At 33.9% G+C, this 16072-nt stretch carries 12 protein-coding genes; 2 read left to right on the plus strand and 10 right to left on the minus strand.

Annotation, left to right across the window (positions count from 1 at the left end; genetic code table 11):
- The first annotated feature begins 101 nt into the window (after window positions 1–101).
- On the plus strand, window positions 102–1199 hold the full coding sequence (locus ISU00_RS16475) for a pentapeptide repeat-containing protein (RefSeq protein ID WP_228851770.1): 1098 nt from the start codon (window positions 102–104) through the stop codon (window positions 1197–1199).
- Between the two features lie 63 nt (window positions 1200–1262).
- Here ISU00_RS16475 and ISU00_RS16480 read toward each other — a convergent pair whose 3' ends face one another.
- The 10 genes from ISU00_RS16480 to ISU00_RS16525 form a co-directional block, all read right to left on the minus strand.
- Window positions 1263–1691, minus strand: a complete 429-nt coding sequence (locus ISU00_RS16480) for a RidA family protein (RefSeq protein ID WP_228851771.1) — start codon at window positions 1689–1691, stop codon at window positions 1263–1265.
- Window positions 1692–1954: 263 nt separating this feature from the next.
- A complete protein-coding gene (locus tag ISU00_RS16485) occupies window positions 1955–2725 on the minus strand; it encodes a DUF6090 family protein (protein ID WP_228851772.1) in 771 nt (256 codons plus the stop codon).
- 168 nt (window positions 2726–2893) lie between these two features.
- On the minus strand, window positions 2894–3628 hold the full coding sequence (locus tag ISU00_RS16490; RefSeq protein ID WP_228851773.1) for a DUF6090 family protein: 735 nt from the start codon (window positions 3626–3628) through the stop codon (window positions 2894–2896).
- A 101-nt stretch (window positions 3629–3729) separates the two neighbouring features.
- Window positions 3730–4653: a carbon-nitrogen hydrolase family protein gene (locus ISU00_RS16495; RefSeq protein ID WP_228851774.1), complete on the minus strand. Its 924-nt coding sequence runs from the start codon at window positions 4651–4653 to the stop codon at window positions 3730–3732.
- Between the two features lie 392 nt (window positions 4654–5045).
- Window positions 5046–6071 carry a hypothetical protein gene (locus ISU00_RS16500; protein ID WP_228851775.1) on the minus strand — a complete coding sequence of 342 codons (1026 nt, stop codon included), beginning with the start codon at window positions 6069–6071 and terminating at the stop codon, window positions 5046–5048.
- Window positions 6072–6477: 406 nt separating this feature from the next.
- Window positions 6478–7035: a YybH family protein gene (locus ISU00_RS16505; protein WP_228851776.1), complete on the minus strand. Its 558-nt coding sequence runs from the start codon at window positions 7033–7035 to the stop codon at window positions 6478–6480.
- A 202-nt stretch (window positions 7036–7237) separates the two neighbouring features.
- Window positions 7238–11179 carry a two-component regulator propeller domain-containing protein gene (locus ISU00_RS16510; RefSeq protein WP_228851777.1) on the minus strand — a complete coding sequence of 1314 codons (3942 nt, stop codon included), beginning with the start codon at window positions 11177–11179 and terminating at the stop codon, window positions 7238–7240.
- Between the two features lie 634 nt (window positions 11180–11813).
- Complete coding sequence (locus ISU00_RS16515; RefSeq protein ID WP_228851778.1) at window positions 11814–12557, minus strand: DUF6090 family protein; 744 nt, start codon at window positions 12555–12557, stop codon at window positions 11814–11816.
- A gap of 237 nt (window positions 12558–12794) precedes the next feature.
- Window positions 12795–13838: an SMP-30/gluconolactonase/LRE family protein gene (locus ISU00_RS16520; protein ID WP_228851779.1), complete on the minus strand. Its 1044-nt coding sequence runs from the start codon at window positions 13836–13838 to the stop codon at window positions 12795–12797.
- 255 nt (window positions 13839–14093) lie between these two features.
- A complete protein-coding gene (locus ISU00_RS16525) occupies window positions 14094–14516 on the minus strand; it encodes a DoxX family membrane protein (RefSeq protein ID WP_228851780.1) in 423 nt (140 codons plus the stop codon).
- 131 nt (window positions 14517–14647) lie between these two features.
- Between ISU00_RS16525 and ISU00_RS16530 the strand changes: the two genes are divergently transcribed.
- The gene (locus ISU00_RS16530) at window positions 14648–16069 is read left to right on the plus strand and encodes a TlpA family protein disulfide reductase (RefSeq protein ID WP_228851781.1); all 1422 of its coding nucleotides are present in this window, start codon (window positions 14648–14650) and stop codon (window positions 16067–16069) included.
- The last annotated feature ends 3 nt before the right edge of the window (window positions 16070–16072 follow it).

Genomic DNA, 16072 nt, shown 5'->3' on the forward strand with positions numbered 1-16072 from the left:
AGCCTAAGGATTTTCTGTTTAGGAAAATTTTAAGCAATGAACCATCCACATTGTTGGGCATAGTCTTTTTAGGTAACTTTAGGCATTACCAACAAATTATAATGGCAAACGAGAAACAATTGAATTTGCTTAAAGGAAGCATAAACGAATGGAACAATTGGCGGGCCGAAAATCCTAATGAAGAAGTTAATTTGATTTCAGCTGATTTATTTCAAACCAATCTATCAGGTGCAGACCTTCATAATGCCGATTTAAGAAGAATGAACTTAAGAGATGTAAATCTAAGTTCAGCGAATTTAGCAGGAGCTCAATTATATAGAGCGAATATGAATGGAGTTAACTTGAGAAACGCAAACCTTTCTGGAGCCAATTTATATAGAGTTTATTTAGGCCGTGCAGATTTGAGGGGAGCAAATTTAAGTAACGCCAATTTACAAATGGCACTTCTTTCTCAGACTAAGCTAGAAGGTGCCTCATTTAATAAGGCTTTTGTACATGGGATCTCAACGTGGAATTTAGAAGGCACACCATCCAATCAATCTGGATTGGTTATAACAAGTGACCATGAAGCCCAAGTGACTGTTGATGATTTAAAAATGGCTCAATTTGTTTATTTATTATTAACTAATAAAGAGATAAAAGATGTAATCCATACTGTAACATCTAAAGCTGTCTTAATCCTTGGCCGATTTTATGGGGAAAGAAAGGCTGTCTTAGATGCATTGAGAGAAGAGTTAAAAAAGAATGATTTGGCGCCAATTATATTTGATTTTGAACCGTCTAGTAATCGTGACCTTACCGAAACAGTTCAACTGTTAGCCAATATGTCTAAATTTATTATTGCAGATATTACAGATGCGAAAAGTATTCCTCAGGAATTGTCTCATATCGTACCATTTTTTCCATCAATTCCAGTGAGACCAATACTATTGAAAAACGAAAGTACTTATGCGATGTACGAGCACTGGGAAAAATTTGATTCAGTTCTTCCCATTTTTTATTATGAAGATAAAACCCATTTGTTAAGAAACATAAAGAATCAAATATTGGACGTAATTGAAAATTGGAGGAATAAAATTGATGAAAAATCCGCTGCAGAAAAACAAAATTTAGAACAGCAAAAGAAATTTAACGAACTAAAGGAAACAAACCCTGAACTTTATAAACAGCTAAAAGAACAAGGAATCATCGTTAATTAACAGAGTTGGACTTTCGGTAATGGTTGGTAAATGAAATTAGAAATATTACTATCCCCCTCAAAACTAATTATTAGGTTGAGGATTATAGGCCCAACATTCCATTTCCACTCGAGCACCTAGTGCAAGACCCCCAACACCCATGGCCGAGCGTGTAGGGTACCGACCTGCCTCGAAGTAATTTGCATAAACATCATTGAAATTATGCCATTCGGACATATCAGCAAGCATTACCGTACACTTAAAAACGTCTTCTAAACCAAGTCCATGAGAAGCCAATGTGGCCTTAATCCGTTTAAACAACTGGTGGGTTTCAGGTACAATTCCACCCGGTACCACACCTGTTCCATTGCCCGCATCTCCTATCTCCCCTGAAAGAAAAAGTATATCCCCAACTTGCACTGCGCTTGAAAAAGGATATGGTAGTTCAGATGGAGTAAAAACAGGCGGCTGTTTCTCCACTACAGTATTAGTAATTTTTTTTTGATCATCCATTTTTTCTTGTTGGCCCTGGTCACAACTAATCAAAACAACCAACATTATTAATGATAATTTGTTCAAATACCTCATGATTATAAAACTAGATTAATGATTACTAACGGTGTTTAAAGCAGCGTTACGCTGGTTTAAGACCAAGATAGTAAAATGAGTAAAATTATGAAGTTGAGTGAATTGCGAATAATAGTCCCTATTGTCACCATGATCTGAAGCAATGAGCATTAAATGGTGTCTTGCAAAGTTTTTTAATATTAGAATATCTACTTGCTTTCTAAATATGCCTGAATGTTCTTGTCTAATTTCAGAGCGCTTTTTAGTAATTCCTCATATCGAGGCATTAAAGCATCAAGATTGTACTTTTTTTGTCTCAAAGTATTAATGATAAAATAATTGTTCTTATAATCGTCTAATGTTCTTTCGGGTTTTTTAAAATCTTCCGGTTGTCCATACATAGCTATTTGGTTTCCTTGTGAATCATTGAAACTAATTTGTGGGATATAGTCATATTGTAATACAAAAGGGGCAGTAATATTCCTAGTGTAATCCTCTAAGGCAGATTGCCACAACAAATAATCTGTATTGTAATAACTGACAATATTATCAGCCAGTTCATCACTGGTTATTAACCTAATTTCTCCCGTTGTCTGCAGATTGTTAAATGTTGTCATATTTAACTTTACTGCTCCAACCTGTAGAATAGATGAGAAGTGGCGCATAAACTCTTCCTTTGTTGAAACGGTTTTTTCAGATAATATATCGAGGCATTGCTTATAGCTATCAATCATACTTTTTTTAAAATCCAATTGGTACTCCAAAATTTTTACATCATCTCTCAAATTTAATTGTAGCTTTTTTAAGATTTCTCTTTCTTCATTTTCTGCTTTTCTTTGTTCATTCCAATTATTTATCTGAAGGGCAATCAATATTCCGATTACTACCAATAAAATTTCTCCAAGGGCATATAGTAAATACTTGCTGAATTTGTTTTCAGTCAATAATCGTTGTCTTATTTTTCTAAAGAATTTTATCATTGTTTATGTTGTTCTTAATGAATCACAACGATTAGTATAACACAGCGTTGATGTGGTTTAGTTACTAATTTAAAAAATAAAAATTGCCAAATTTCAGCCAAAGGATTTTCTGTCCAGTAAAATCAGAATAAATGAACTTTATAGGGCGTTGAATTCGGCTTATTGAACTCACTTTTTACATTTTTTTAGTAATAGTTGATACGAATTATCCATAAGCTCATTGATTGCAGAAAAATGCTGTTTTTTTCTGTCTGCCATGGCGATATTAAACAAAATAGCTAGTTGTAATTTTTTATAATACTCACTGGTTTTGTCTTTTGTCCAATCATCATGAGGCAAAGTTTGTAGAATCTCAGGACCAAGCAATTCTCTCACATATTCGAATTCTTGTATGGCGCCAATCTCAATTGAAGTGTTGACCAAATCAAAAACCTTTTTTGTTATTTCATCTCTATTTTGTTTTAATTGAAACTGTTTGTTTTCCAATTCACTGTAATATTGGATCAAGCTATTTTTTATGGAGATATCATTAAGTAACTTCAGGTTTCCTGAAGAAATTAAATCTTTGAAGGTTACATTACGAGGTTCATAAATTTCACTCCTGGTCGCCAGAATAAACTGATTCATTATATAATACTTGTCTTTTGTGCCAGCATCTAAATCCAAAAGAATTTTTTTACTTAAATCGATTCTATAATTTGACTCATCTTTTAATTCGTCTATTCGTTGTTTATCGAGTTCAAAGTCCTCTAGGATTCTGCAATAATAAAGAAGTTCAGATTTGGCGTTCTTTTTTTGATCATACCAATCATTGATAGTTAATGCAATTAAAATTCCAATAACCACAAGGATGATTTCACCAATAGCATATTTCAGATACTTTGCAGTTTTGTGATTCTCCATAAGGTCAAATCTAATTCGTCTAAAAAACTTAAACACAGGTTCTGTTGATGTTCTTGTTTTAATTAATGATTAATCCCAAACATTATTATACGGTGGTGTAGCTAGGTTTTATTTGGCTTATTTACCTTGAAGTTAAAAACATCAGGTCTTGAATAATGACCAACAACATCAAACATTCGTTTTGCTTTAATAATGTCTTGAAGATTTATGTCGGCATATAAGATGCCTTCTTTTGCTTCAAGAGGTCCAGCTAAAATCTTACCGTTTGGAGCAATTATAGAACTATTACCAACATTAATCCATTCCCTATCTTCAGGGTAAAGTTTCTTAAAACCATACTCGTCAGGGATATCGTTCTTTCTTAAAGCCATACAGGTACTAATAACAAACAATCCACCTTCTCTTGCAACATGCTGCATCGTTTGAATCCAATTGGGGCTTTTATCCCAGGTAGGTGAAACCAATATTTGAGTTCCTAATTCATAGATAGCATTCCTTGCCAGAGGCATGAAATTCTCCCAACAAATTAATCCTGCTATTTTTCCTACTGAAGTATTATAGGAAGACAAGGTACGACCGTCTCCTTGAGACCATATCAGACGTTCTCCGCCTGTTGGTATTAATTTTCTGTGTTTACCTAGAATTGTTCCCTTGTCGTTTATAAAAAGTAGGCTATTAAACAAACTTGCATTACTGGTTTCAACATTACGTTCATGCATTCCAATAACTACATTAATACCAGCTGTTTTGGCAGATTCACAAAGTTTTACTGTTGAATCATCAGGTACAGAAACAGCATTTTCAACTAGTTTTAAGTAAAGCTCATTTAAATCAGCTCCTTTGCTATTGGGTATAAGCCATACCCAATCTGGATAACCAGCAATAAAAGCCTCCGGGAATACTATTAAGTTTGCCCCATTTTCACCTGCCTCTAAAATCGCCGCACAGGCCTTTTTAACCGTTTTTTCTTTATCCAAGAAAATGGGTGAAAGTTGAGCGGCCGCAACCTTTATGTTCTTTGCCATCTTAGTTACGATTAATCGGTTACAACGGTTTGTATAAAGAAGCCTTGCGTTGGTTTAAGACTAAGATAGTAAAATGACGGAACTTTGGGCAGCTAGTTGAATTCTATTAGTCTAAATATTTGATGTGGTTAAAAAGTGCTGGTGTAACCAATTCCGGACGTACAGTGAATCGTTTCTTTATGCTGAAGTGTTATACAAAAGATGAGAATGCACCAATAAATAATACCAATGCAGCAACAATTGTAAGTAGGTTAAAATTTGGAGTTTACATTTTAATTAATTTTGGTTATTGATTTTTTTATAAAATATTTATGTTTATTAAACTCCTGATTTCGAAAGAACTAAAATTATATCGAGCGGTTAGACAATGAGCAGCGACTTTACAAATGAAGTTAATGCTTATTAAATTGTTGTAAGGCGATTTCCATTTTCTCTTTAAAGATGGTTGGTTCGTCAATATGAAGTAAGATTGTTTTGAATTTCTTTTTCAAACCGTACATGCCTTTCAGAGTGTTTTCTCTTTTTAGATTGATTATAACATTATGGCCTTCAAGTTCCCCTAATGGAGATATGGTTTTTGTTAATTTGTCCTTTTGAAGTTCCTTTTTTGAAAGAACTACGGAATCAATATCAGAAATAGGAATCTGAGATTCATTCAATATTCCATAACGCAACCACAGCTCATTTTCTGTAATTATTATGGGTCTTTTTGTTAAGGCCTTCGCAAAACCAAAAATCTGAACGGCTGTATATATACTTAAGCCTGTTAATACCCAAGCTAATACTATGTTCCACTTAGAAAGTAAAAAGTGAAGTGCTATTGTTTCAATTGCTATTACCATAATAAATCCTCCTAACAATGTAGGAGTTCCACTATTTTTATGATAAGTAAATTCATTGCTACCTGTTATTTTAGTTTTCCAATCAATAAACCCATAATAGAGAACTGCTACCTCTGTAGCAAACGGAAGAACAAGACTTTTTGGGAGAATTTGTTGGCAAACATTTTTCAGCGCATCAAAAAAGTCTGGTGTAACACGCTTTAATTTCTTGAAGGTTTTTAAAGCCTTCCTAACTTTAATTATCACATATGCCAAAATGATCAGTTCAATAAAAGGTAACGCCCAAGTTTTAAATAAGTCCAAATAAGTTTGACTTTCCTTTGGTAAAAAATATGTCCCAACCAAATAACCGATTAACATTACTGGTATTGCTGTAGTTTTAGGGATTTGAGATTTACGAATGAGCAGAAAATAAACAAATGGAACGGTTAATAGTAAATCCACGGTTAGTGCAATGCTCAAAGTGCTATTTCCATTTATAAGTGGAGATTTAGTAAATAAGATTATAATGCTTAACAATCCAGAAGTAATCCCAACAAGGATAAGATTTCGGTGTAAAAGGACTTTTCTATTCATTTTATATTTGAAAGCATTACAACTATTTGTATTGTATCGCCGTGTTGATTTAGGACTAAGGTAGTAAAATGATGGAACTTTGATCGGTGAGTGGATTTCATCATTAATAAGGTCTGCCTTACTTTTGTTTTACAGTTACCATAAATAGTGTAGAAATAATTATTAACATTAAGTTTATTCTTGTTTTTGTAACAAAAGGTTTAATATAATCCAAAACCATTAGGGATAGGACCATAATGGTTTTGGATTATAAAGTTTAATTTGATATTTCCGAAGCAGCTATAGCACTACTGGATTGTGTGAGTGAACAAATCGGATTTTAATATTAAAATCCTACAATTAAGGAGAAATTTATATTCTCCAATTTTTACTGTAATACTTACTACTCATTCTATATAGATTCTCCTCAATTTAAAGGCGAATGATGTTCAGCGGCTATTTTCCATTCACCATTTGTTTTAACGAATAGTAAGGTTGTTTGTTCTTTAATTATTACAACATCATCGCTGCCAAATTTTAAATGAAAATCGGAGTGAAAGGTAACATTAGCTACGTTACCATAATATACTGCAATTTTCAAATCATCTGCACCAAACTTTACTACTTCAGTCACAGCACCAAAAACTTCGCGCTCAAATGCTTCATTTGCTTCAGCTCCGTTACGTAGCTCACCATTTTTGAATTCTGTAAACTTTGGACTATAAGCATGAAAAGAAATGAGTTTATCAATATCACCATCTATAAGACTTTGAGCAATTTCACCAAAAGTTTTTATAATTTGTTCTTGTGCTTCAGGATATTCATTACTAAATGAAGATGACTTCTCCATTGAACTGGAGCTTTTTGATAAAGATGAATCTAGAGAAGCTATTCCTGGTTCTTGAACATTTTCCTCATTATCTGAACATCCATAAAAAAATAAAAAGAATGTTAGAATTACTGCTAATAGGGGTGTCGTTTTCATAATAATATATTTAAAGGGTTAATAGCTTTAGTTATTCTTTTTAAATAACTGATTATAATAGCATTACAATGTAACTTCCATGTCTAAGAAGTGGCTTGGACTAATTCTTCAAAAACTAGGACAATTTGATAATTATGGTAAAAGAATATTACTATTTGCAGAAGGAAATAGATTAGATGGCAGATAATATTTTATGCAGTTTTTATTTGGAAAAAGCACTGGGGGCATGCCCAAATTCCTCCTTAAAAGCACGGCTAAAATAGGAGGGATCGTTAAACCCGACATCATATGCAACCTCTGAAATTGTTTTATCGGTTGTTTGGATCAATTCCTTGCCTTTTTGGAGTCTTATGGATCTTATGAATACTACCGCAGATTTTCCGGTAATGGCCTTTAGCTTGCGATACAATTGTGATTCACTTAAGCCTAAATTTATTGCCAATTGAACAGGGCCGAAATCGGCCTGGGTTATATTATCATATATAACAAGTATGATTTTTTCCAGAAATTTGGTTTCTGAATTCTTGATATTTTTAGCAAGCAGCCTGTCTAAACCCGTTTTTTCGAACTTGCTCAACATTTTCTTTCTAATTAATATTAGTTGGTCTATGCGTGTTAATAGTTCTGCTTTTTCAAATGGTTTTGTTAAATAGGCATCGGCTCCTCGTGAAAGTCCGGCCAGCCTATCTTCGAAAGTGGCCTTGGCTGTTAGCATGATTATTGGAATGTGGTCTGTTAGTTCATTGGTTTTTAAATGTTCACAAACTTCAAAACCATCTTTTTCTGGCATCATAACATCACTAATAATAATGTCTGGAATGTTTTCAAGCGCCATTTCAATACCAATGGCACCATTTGGGGCATGTAAAATGTTATACTGATTTATTAGGCAGGTTTTAATATAGTAGGCCACATCCGTATTATCTTCTATTATAAGAACTAGTGGGGCGTTTTTGTTAGACTTATTTAAAAATTGACTTTCGCCCATTATAATTGGTGTAGTACTAGAGTGAAAAATAGATGAGCATGAAAATATTTCTGAAACATCTGATTTAAGAGCATTATTTGTAATAGGAATTTTAATTGTGAATATACTGCCTTTCCCGAGCCTACTTTCAACATTAATTTCCCCATTCATTAACTCTACAAACTCTTTGGCCAAGGCTAATCCGATACCTGTGCCTTTCTCACTTTTGGAGGAAGAGTTATCAACTTGGTAGAATTTATCGAAGATATGTAAGAGTTCCTCTTTTGAAATTCCTAAACCACTATCTTTAATAGTTATTTCAATAGAATCAGTGTCAGTTTCAACTTTTTTGTTGATATGAATAAGTACCTCACCATTTTGAGGTGTAAATTTAATTGCATTCGAAATTAAATTTGTGATAATAGACGTGAATTTGTTTACATCTATATCCATATCTTGATGTTGAACATCATATTGAATAGAAAACCGAATGTCCTTTTCTTCAGCGAGCGAATAAAAACTCTGAGTTAAATATTTTACGAAAGGAATAATATCAACTTGTACCAAATTTAATTCCATATTACCGCTTTCAATCTTAGCTAGATCTAACATTTCGTTTATTAATTTCAATAATCCATCGCTATTGCGGTCGATTATCTCCAATGAGTTTTCAAGATTTTTATCTGGTTTATTATCTAAACTAGATTTAATGTTTCCGGTAATGCCTTTAATAACTGTTAAAGGCGTTCTAAATTCATGTGTAATATTTGTGAATAGGGAATTCTTTAATTGATCAAGTTCTTTCAATCGTTTACTTTCAGAATCTGCCATTTTTTTAGAAAGTTGAAAACGATAAATTCTTTCAACTATAAAAGCGAATGTAGCAGCATATAAGAGATATGCCCACCAAGTTGTCCACCAAGCTGGGGTAATAGTAAATGATACTGTTTCTGATTTTTCACTCCATACGCCATCACTGTTTGAGGCTTTTACTTCAAACGTATACTCATCAGGTGGTAGGTTGAAATATCGAGCAGATCGTTCAAACCCCGCATTTGTCCATTCATTATTTATTGGCTTAAGCCTATATTTATATTGATTCTTTTCAGGATCGCTAAAATGTAGAGCGATATATTTGAATGAGATGTCATTGTGATTGTGAGCGAATTTCAGGTTATTGGACATACTTTTTCCAGTGAGGTAATTCTTTTCAGAAATCAATAACTCACTAATTTCTATTTGAGGAGCATAAGGATTGCCTTCTACTTCATTAGGGTAGAAAGACACTAAACCATCATTTGCTCCCATGTAAATTCGATTATCGCTGGCTCTAAGAATGCCGGGGTTATATCTAACTTTTGGCAGCCCAAGTGACGATATTTCTCCTGTGGCGATATTAAATCTGGCAGGACCTATTCTCGTGCCGACCCAGACAATCCCATCAACTCCTTTGGCGAGATGTATAACATCATTACTGGGTAAACCATCTGCTTTAGAATATTGAACGTAAGTGCCGTCATTGGGGTTTAGGTGCACCAAACCATTTTCCCAAGTACCTATTAAATACCATCCTTTCTTGTCGACTTGGATGTCAATCATTTTGAACCCTTTAAGATATGGATTGAAAGTGTTTTCATCTTTATCATACAAGTATAAAGTACCTTCATCCTTAAAATCTGAAGCCCACAAATCTCCATTAGAATCTTTAAGAACTACGTTAAGAATCATATCATTTGGTTGATTATGATTTTTAAAATGATTAAAAGGTTTAAATGCTGTCTTTTCTTTATCAGACCGAAATAAACCGCCATTTCCACCAGTTACCCATAAATATCCCTCAGAATCTTCACAAATAAAATAGGGCGTATAGCTAAACCCATCTTTTCCATCGTCATCACGGGTTAATTTAAAATGTTCAAAGGTTTCAGCTTCAATATCCATTCGATCTATACCGCCATCGCCAGTACCAATGCCTTTTTCATCCCCAGTACCAATTCCTACCCAAAGGGTATTGCTGTTTTCTTGATATGCTGTCCTAACCCAATTATGACCAATGCTGCTGTTATTGTCTTCATCTCGAACATATTTTTTGATTTGATTTGTCTTGACGTTCAATTTTCCGAGACCTTGTTGAAAAGACGTCACCCAAATAATTTCTGGTGTGTAAGGTGATTCAAAGGTTTTGGATACATTGTTGAAGTTGGTATTTAAATTGTATTTTCGAGACATGGGGTCCGCCTTATAGAGACCACTGCCCCTTATGCCACCAATCCATAGATTGCCTTGTCCGTCTTCATAAATTGCCGAAAGTAATTGAGGGTTAACAAGGTTAAAATTGTAATTTTTAAAAGTTTTTGTTTTTGAATTGAAATAATTGATGCCTTTACCAGTGGTTCCAATCCAATAACCCCCATGTTGATCTTGATGAATTATCCTAACAAAAGGGTCATCACCTAAAACCTTGTTTTTTTCATAAGGTGCATGTATTTCATTCGGAGCATTCGCATTGAAGCTGATTCTTTTTAATGATTCAATCTGTGGATCATATATATGAAATCCAGATTTGTAGGTGCCAATTAATATTTGTCCCTGCCGATCTTCGTGAAGAGCACTGATGCGATTGTCTAATAAACTATTAGAATCTTGAGGGTCATGCTTGAATTGTTTAATATCTCCAGAAAAGATATTAAACCTTATCAATCCTAAAGCCTTATCAGATTCTGGGCCAATAGTACCTATCCATAAATTGCTATTGCCATCAAATATTAAATTGGTAATACTATTTCCAGTAAGATTTACTAATTCTGAAGGCGTATGGAGAAATTTAGTAACGTTTTTGTCGTCTTTACTAAATTTAATTAATTCACCATTGTCTGTACCTAGCCAAAGATTTTGATTTTTATCTTCCGTCATTGATTCAACACTAGCTGAAGTACTGTCAGCATTATAAAAGGGGTATTGATCGAGGCAATCGCAATTTGGATTATACTTATTTAAACCAGAATTTGAACCCATCCATAAATCACCTTGTGAATCGACCAATAATGCCTTAACTTCACCAGTACCATTATAAGTATCATTTATATTCTTGTAAATTTTTTCAGCATCAATACCATTATATCTAATTAGGCCCAAATTAGTTGCCATCCACATATATCCTTTATGATCCTGTACCATTTTATACACATCATAAACTTCTTCTCCATCTACTTCTATGAGGACTTTTGTAAATTCAATTTCTGTCTGTTGTGCGTTTAAACTATAAATACCAAAAAATAAAACAACAATAAGATAACAACCATTGCTGAAATTAACAGTAATGAAATTATATAGTAACGGGAATCCTATTTTGAAATATCTGTCTATGATATTATTTATTAAAATTTGTAATGCACCAATTCATTCATATTGTTATCTAATAATGTGAAACAACCACTTGATATTTAAATATTTTAATACTTTGACAATCTCAGTAGGAGTTTGTAAAATTAAATTTTGGCAAAACAAGGGAAGCACAGAAATATGCAATTGTGTGTGCAGCAGTAATTCGCCATATAGACTTTTAAATTTCCGTGGTTTTGTAAGTCATTCTTTTTATTTAATGTTCTCATGAACCACTAATATTTTAAAGAATCTTTTTATCGCTTCGGCATTGTTATAGAACTATCCCGATTGCTGATAACGTTGTGTATAAGATTAGTTGCGTGGTTTAGCAACTAATTTAGCAAATACAAACCGAATAGAAAATCATCAAAGATTTTCAGAATGGGACAAGAACAAGCAACTACTTAAAGCAACTGTTGTACCTCCCCTATTTATCTTTTCGAAGGACTGAAAGTAATTCATTCGTTTTCTTCTTTAGCCTTGGTAAATAATCTAATGCAAGTCTGTATGCATCTCCTTTAGCAATAACCAATGCATTAAATTCTGTTGCGTGTTCAGATTTAGAAATATTATTCCAAACTTCACTGGCAGCTATGGTATTATCTTTTATCAAATTATTTCTAAAAGAGAAAGGGTATTTTCTGGAATAACTGGATAGATTGTTCCTATAGGTTTCAAAAGTTTGCGAACTACTGAATAAGGCACGATCCTGTAAACTATTTAATTCCTTTAATTTTTTGATTAAGTTGTTAGAGAATAAGCCAATATGTCCAGTAGAATTAAGCACTTCATAAGTATCTTTTTCGTAATGATAGCTAATATAAATGTTGAATGTATATTCAAAACGAGCAATTTTTAAAATGGTATCCAATGGGTGTTGAGCATTAGAAACCCTTTCTTCAAAAGCTTCAATTTTGATTATGTCGGATTTTATTTGATTAATTCTATCAGCTATGACTATGCTGTCCTGCTCAAGATTTTCAATTAAACTTTTCTTATATGCAGTTATTAACTTAATATTCTTTCTACTTTCATTCCAATTATTTATTTGTAGTGCAATTAAAATTCCGATTACCACAAGTACAATTTCACCAACAGCATATTTCAGATACTTCCCGGTTTTGTTTTGATCCATAAGATTATATCTAATCTTTCTAAAAAACTTTATCATAGTCTAATTTAAGCCTTTAGTTTATCCGTAAGCGGCTATCTCAACCAAAGGTCTACCAGACCTTTGATTTTGCTTTGCAAAATTGTGTTTCGATAATCTAAAAACTTAATCATTGGTTAGCGGTTGGTCAAAATGAAGCACAACGCTAAATGTATGAATCGTAGCTTTGGCTTGTGCGATTGCTTGGCGCGGCTATGATTTCATACATAATGTTGTGGCACGTGTTTTTTACTCACTTCATCTTTTGAACGGAATGTGAAATCCCTCTTTTTTAGTTTCAATAGTATAAAGTTTTTTACCTGTCGTAATGAAAAGTGTCCTACTCCATTTACCTCTACCAAAACATAAATTCGTGGCGGACTTATTAGGGACTTCAATTTCTGTCAGTTTTTCACCTTTCGGTGAATAAACTCCTATATTTCCTCTTACTGCAATATAAATATTTCCTTCTGAATCAACCTTAATTCCGTCGGGGCCATCATTCATCAGGTTAATCAGTGTGCCATTGAATTGAACATTTCCGTCAGGAAGCAGTGTATATTCCAGTATTGCTCCGCTTGTTTCTGAAGCTGGTCCCTTAAAATCCCCTGGTAAAAAATTTGAAGTACCATTAAAGTCAAAGTTTGCCACGTAGAGAGTCTTGTAGTCTGGTGAAATTGCAATTCCGTTTGGCTTGGATGCATTTGCGATTATTAAATGAACTGTCCCATCTGTATCTATACGGTAAACTCCATCTACTGGCTGGTTTATTGGTTCTTTTCCAAAATACCTTGGGTCAGTAAAATAAATCCGCCCGTTGTTATCAATAACCAGGTCATTCGGGGCATTGAATGGTCTATCATTAAAGAGTCCTGAGACAATTGTACTTTTGCCAGTTTTCATGTCCGTCTTAACAATCCTACGTCCGCCAAAATCTGCACCTTCACATGCTATCAAATTTCCATCACTGTCAAAAGAAAGCCCGTTAGCCATACCACTTGGAGAGCGAAAAACTTTTGTTTCTCCTGTTTGTGGATTGTAATTCCAAATTATTCCGGCTTTCATTCCCTCAAATTGGGTAATAGTAATGTCTGTAAAATATAAGGTTCCATCAGGTGCCATTGTCGGCCCCTCTAAAAGTAGTCCTTCTCCTCCTGAAAAAACTTCTTTAATTTTTGACTTTGGGTCAACTATGTCAGACCCTAAAGTCTTGGATTGTCCAAAAGTAAAAGTCAACATGAAAAGAAATGCATTAGTTAACCCTATGTACTTTAGATTTGGTCTAATTACTTTTTCTCTCATGATTATTTAACGGTTGGTTAATAAATGTACTGTCTACTTTGAGTCTTAACTTTCTTAACCCATGTGCCACAACAATTGGATAACACCACCAAGTGGTGTTATATTTTCATTATTAATATCTAAATATAACAACACTTTTAAGAATTAAAAATCCCTATAAATTCAAACTGTAAACTATACCCTTTAATAATTACGGCCATAACTGAAGATAAAATGCAATATGTAAGAACCTAATAAAACCTCTTAGACCTCCATTTACAAGGGGCGTTGAAAAATGGCTTTGTAGTTTTTGTAATGCCAAACAATCAAAAATAGGTTGCCCAAAACCATTGCGGCAGTAATTATTGGGGTCCCTTTCATTTTTAGCGCCACGGAGATTAGAAAGATATTAATGGTTACCGGCATCATCAGAAGACTAGAAACCACAACAAATCGATTAAAGAACATCAACAACCCCACCACTATCTGGAAATACCCAATAAAATTCCAATAGAACCCAGTGTCGTACATACCTTGGAAATAAGCACCTACTGGGTTGCTTATTGGCAAGCTAGTAAATTTAATACCTGGCAATTTTCTTGTTCCAGAAATGATAAAGGTGAGCCCCATCCCTACCCTAACACTCCAGTAAAAAAGTTTTATGAGGATATTCGACTTTAAACGCTCAAGTAGTTCCATTGATCTAACCTATTGAAAATATGACGAACAAAAGGCAATTTTGATACAATTAAGTCCCAATATGGATTTCTTTAGGGGTAAAATTGTCGGTTCTCCGTCTAGTTAAAAAAAAACTAAAGATTATTTATTCTATGTGTCGCTTAGCACCCCTTTTTATTGTTCTAGTATTGGTATTCTCCTGTAACAACACTGAAAAAGCCATCCAACCCACCATTATTTCCGGGAATATCCAAAATGCCAAGGCAGACACCTTGATTTTGTATTCAGATAATTTGGTATTGGATAATAAGTTTAGAGTTGATATACCCATTTCAAAAGAGGGAAATTTTACCGATACCTTGCCTAATAATTTCAATGAAGGTTTTTATTTATTCACCGATGGAAAAAACTACCTGAGGTTATATTTAAAAGAAGGCGACCAACCATATCTTACTTATAATGCAGAAAATTGGGTAGAATCAATTAAACTCGAGGGAGATTCTATAACTACGAATGAATATGTCTTATTAAAACAGCAACTTGACAACGATAGACGGTCTAAGCGTGATTCCTTAAATAGCCTCAGCCCTGAAGAATATAAATCAGCCTCTTTAGAATTATTAGATAAATCAAAATCTCGTTTGAATAAGCTCGAAGGTATACCTGCCTCCTTTAAAGAATTAGAACTCCTAAACCTAAACTATGAGCATTGGAGTCGCCTCTCTTACTTCGCAATGAGACGAAATTACGAGGCCGAAAAATATCCTGATTCAATTGCCAAAGTCAGTGAGAATTATGTTCCTGAACTTGCAAGTTTTGACATGACTAATGAAGATCTATTTCGATTTTCAAAAACATATAAAGGAGTGGTTTATAATAAACTTGAAGATGAGGCTCGTCAACTAGCTGAAAAGGACTCTTTAAAAGACAAGAAAATTATTTTATTGGAAGCCATTGGAGCTATACCGTCAGAGGTTATCCGCAGTGAATTCTTTTTCAGAGCCAGCGTGCCAGAAACCTACCAGTTTAATGAGGAAAACGAATTGCTTTACCAAAAACTTGTGGATGCGTATACCGCGCGCTATAATGCACCTGAATTGAAAGATAGATTGTATGGCAAAAGCCTAGAAAGCGGAACAGAATCACCAAAATTTGACCAATTTGAAGATATAAATGGTGACCTAATGCAGTTGGAAGATCTCAAAGGAAAATATGTCTATATGGATCTTTGGGCCACTTGGTGCGTTCCATGCCGTGTTGAAATTCCTTTTCTAAGAAAGATGGAACAAGATTACCACGGCCAAGATGTGGCTTTTGTAAGTGTTTCCTTGGACCAAGAAAAAGACAAGGAGAAATGGAAAAATGTGGTAAAAGATAGTGAGCTTAGTGGCATTCAGTTATATGCTGCCGGTAAGGCTTTCGAATCTGAGTTTGCCAAGGCTTATGGCGTTAAATCCATCCCTAGATTTATTTTGATTGGTCCGGATGGAAAAATAATAGATTCCAACGCCCCCAGGCCTTCAGACAGAAATTTAAGGGAACAATTGGATGAATTACTTAATAAAACCTCTTAGGCT

It is taken from the genome of Aegicerativicinus sediminis (assembly GCF_015476115.1).
In the GTDB taxonomy this organism is placed as follows: domain Bacteria; phylum Bacteroidota; class Bacteroidia; order Flavobacteriales; family Flavobacteriaceae; genus Aegicerativicinus; species Aegicerativicinus sediminis.

Coding starts and splice junctions, on each gene's coding strand:
- ISU00_RS16510 (WP_228851777.1), bottom strand. CDS start 11,179: ATGGTACAGGATCATAAAGGATATATGTGGATGGCAACTAATTTGGGC.
- ISU00_RS16500 (WP_228851775.1), bottom strand. CDS start 6,071: ATGAATAGAAAAGTCCTTTTACACCGAAATCTTATCCTTGTTGGGATT.
- ISU00_RS16505 (WP_228851776.1), bottom strand. CDS start 7,035: ATGAAAACGACACCCCTATTAGCAGTAATTCTAACATTCTTTTTATTT.
- ISU00_RS16525 (WP_228851780.1), bottom strand. CDS start 14,516: ATGGAACTACTTGAGCGTTTAAAGTCGAATATCCTCATAAAACTTTTT.
- ISU00_RS16480 (WP_228851771.1), bottom strand. CDS start 1,691: ATGGATGATCAAAAAAAAATTACTAATACTGTAGTGGAGAAACAGCCG.
- ISU00_RS16475 (WP_228851770.1), top strand. CDS start 102: ATGGCAAACGAGAAACAATTGAATTTGCTTAAAGGAAGCATAAACGAA.
- ISU00_RS16485 (WP_228851772.1), bottom strand. CDS start 2,725: ATGATAAAATTCTTTAGAAAAATAAGACAACGATTATTGACTGAAAAC.
- ISU00_RS16495 (WP_228851774.1), bottom strand. CDS start 4,653: ATGGCAAAGAACATAAAGGTTGCGGCCGCTCAACTTTCACCCATTTTC.
- ISU00_RS16520 (WP_228851779.1), bottom strand. CDS start 13,838: ATGAGAGAAAAAGTAATTAGACCAAATCTAAAGTACATAGGGTTAACT.
- ISU00_RS16515 (WP_228851778.1), bottom strand. CDS start 12,557: ATGATAAAGTTTTTTAGAAAGATTAGATATAATCTTATGGATCAAAAC.
- ISU00_RS16530 (WP_228851781.1), top strand. CDS start 14,648: ATGTGTCGCTTAGCACCCCTTTTTATTGTTCTAGTATTGGTATTCTCC.
- ISU00_RS16490 (WP_228851773.1), bottom strand. CDS start 3,628: ATGGAGAATCACAAAACTGCAAAGTATCTGAAATATGCTATTGGTGAA.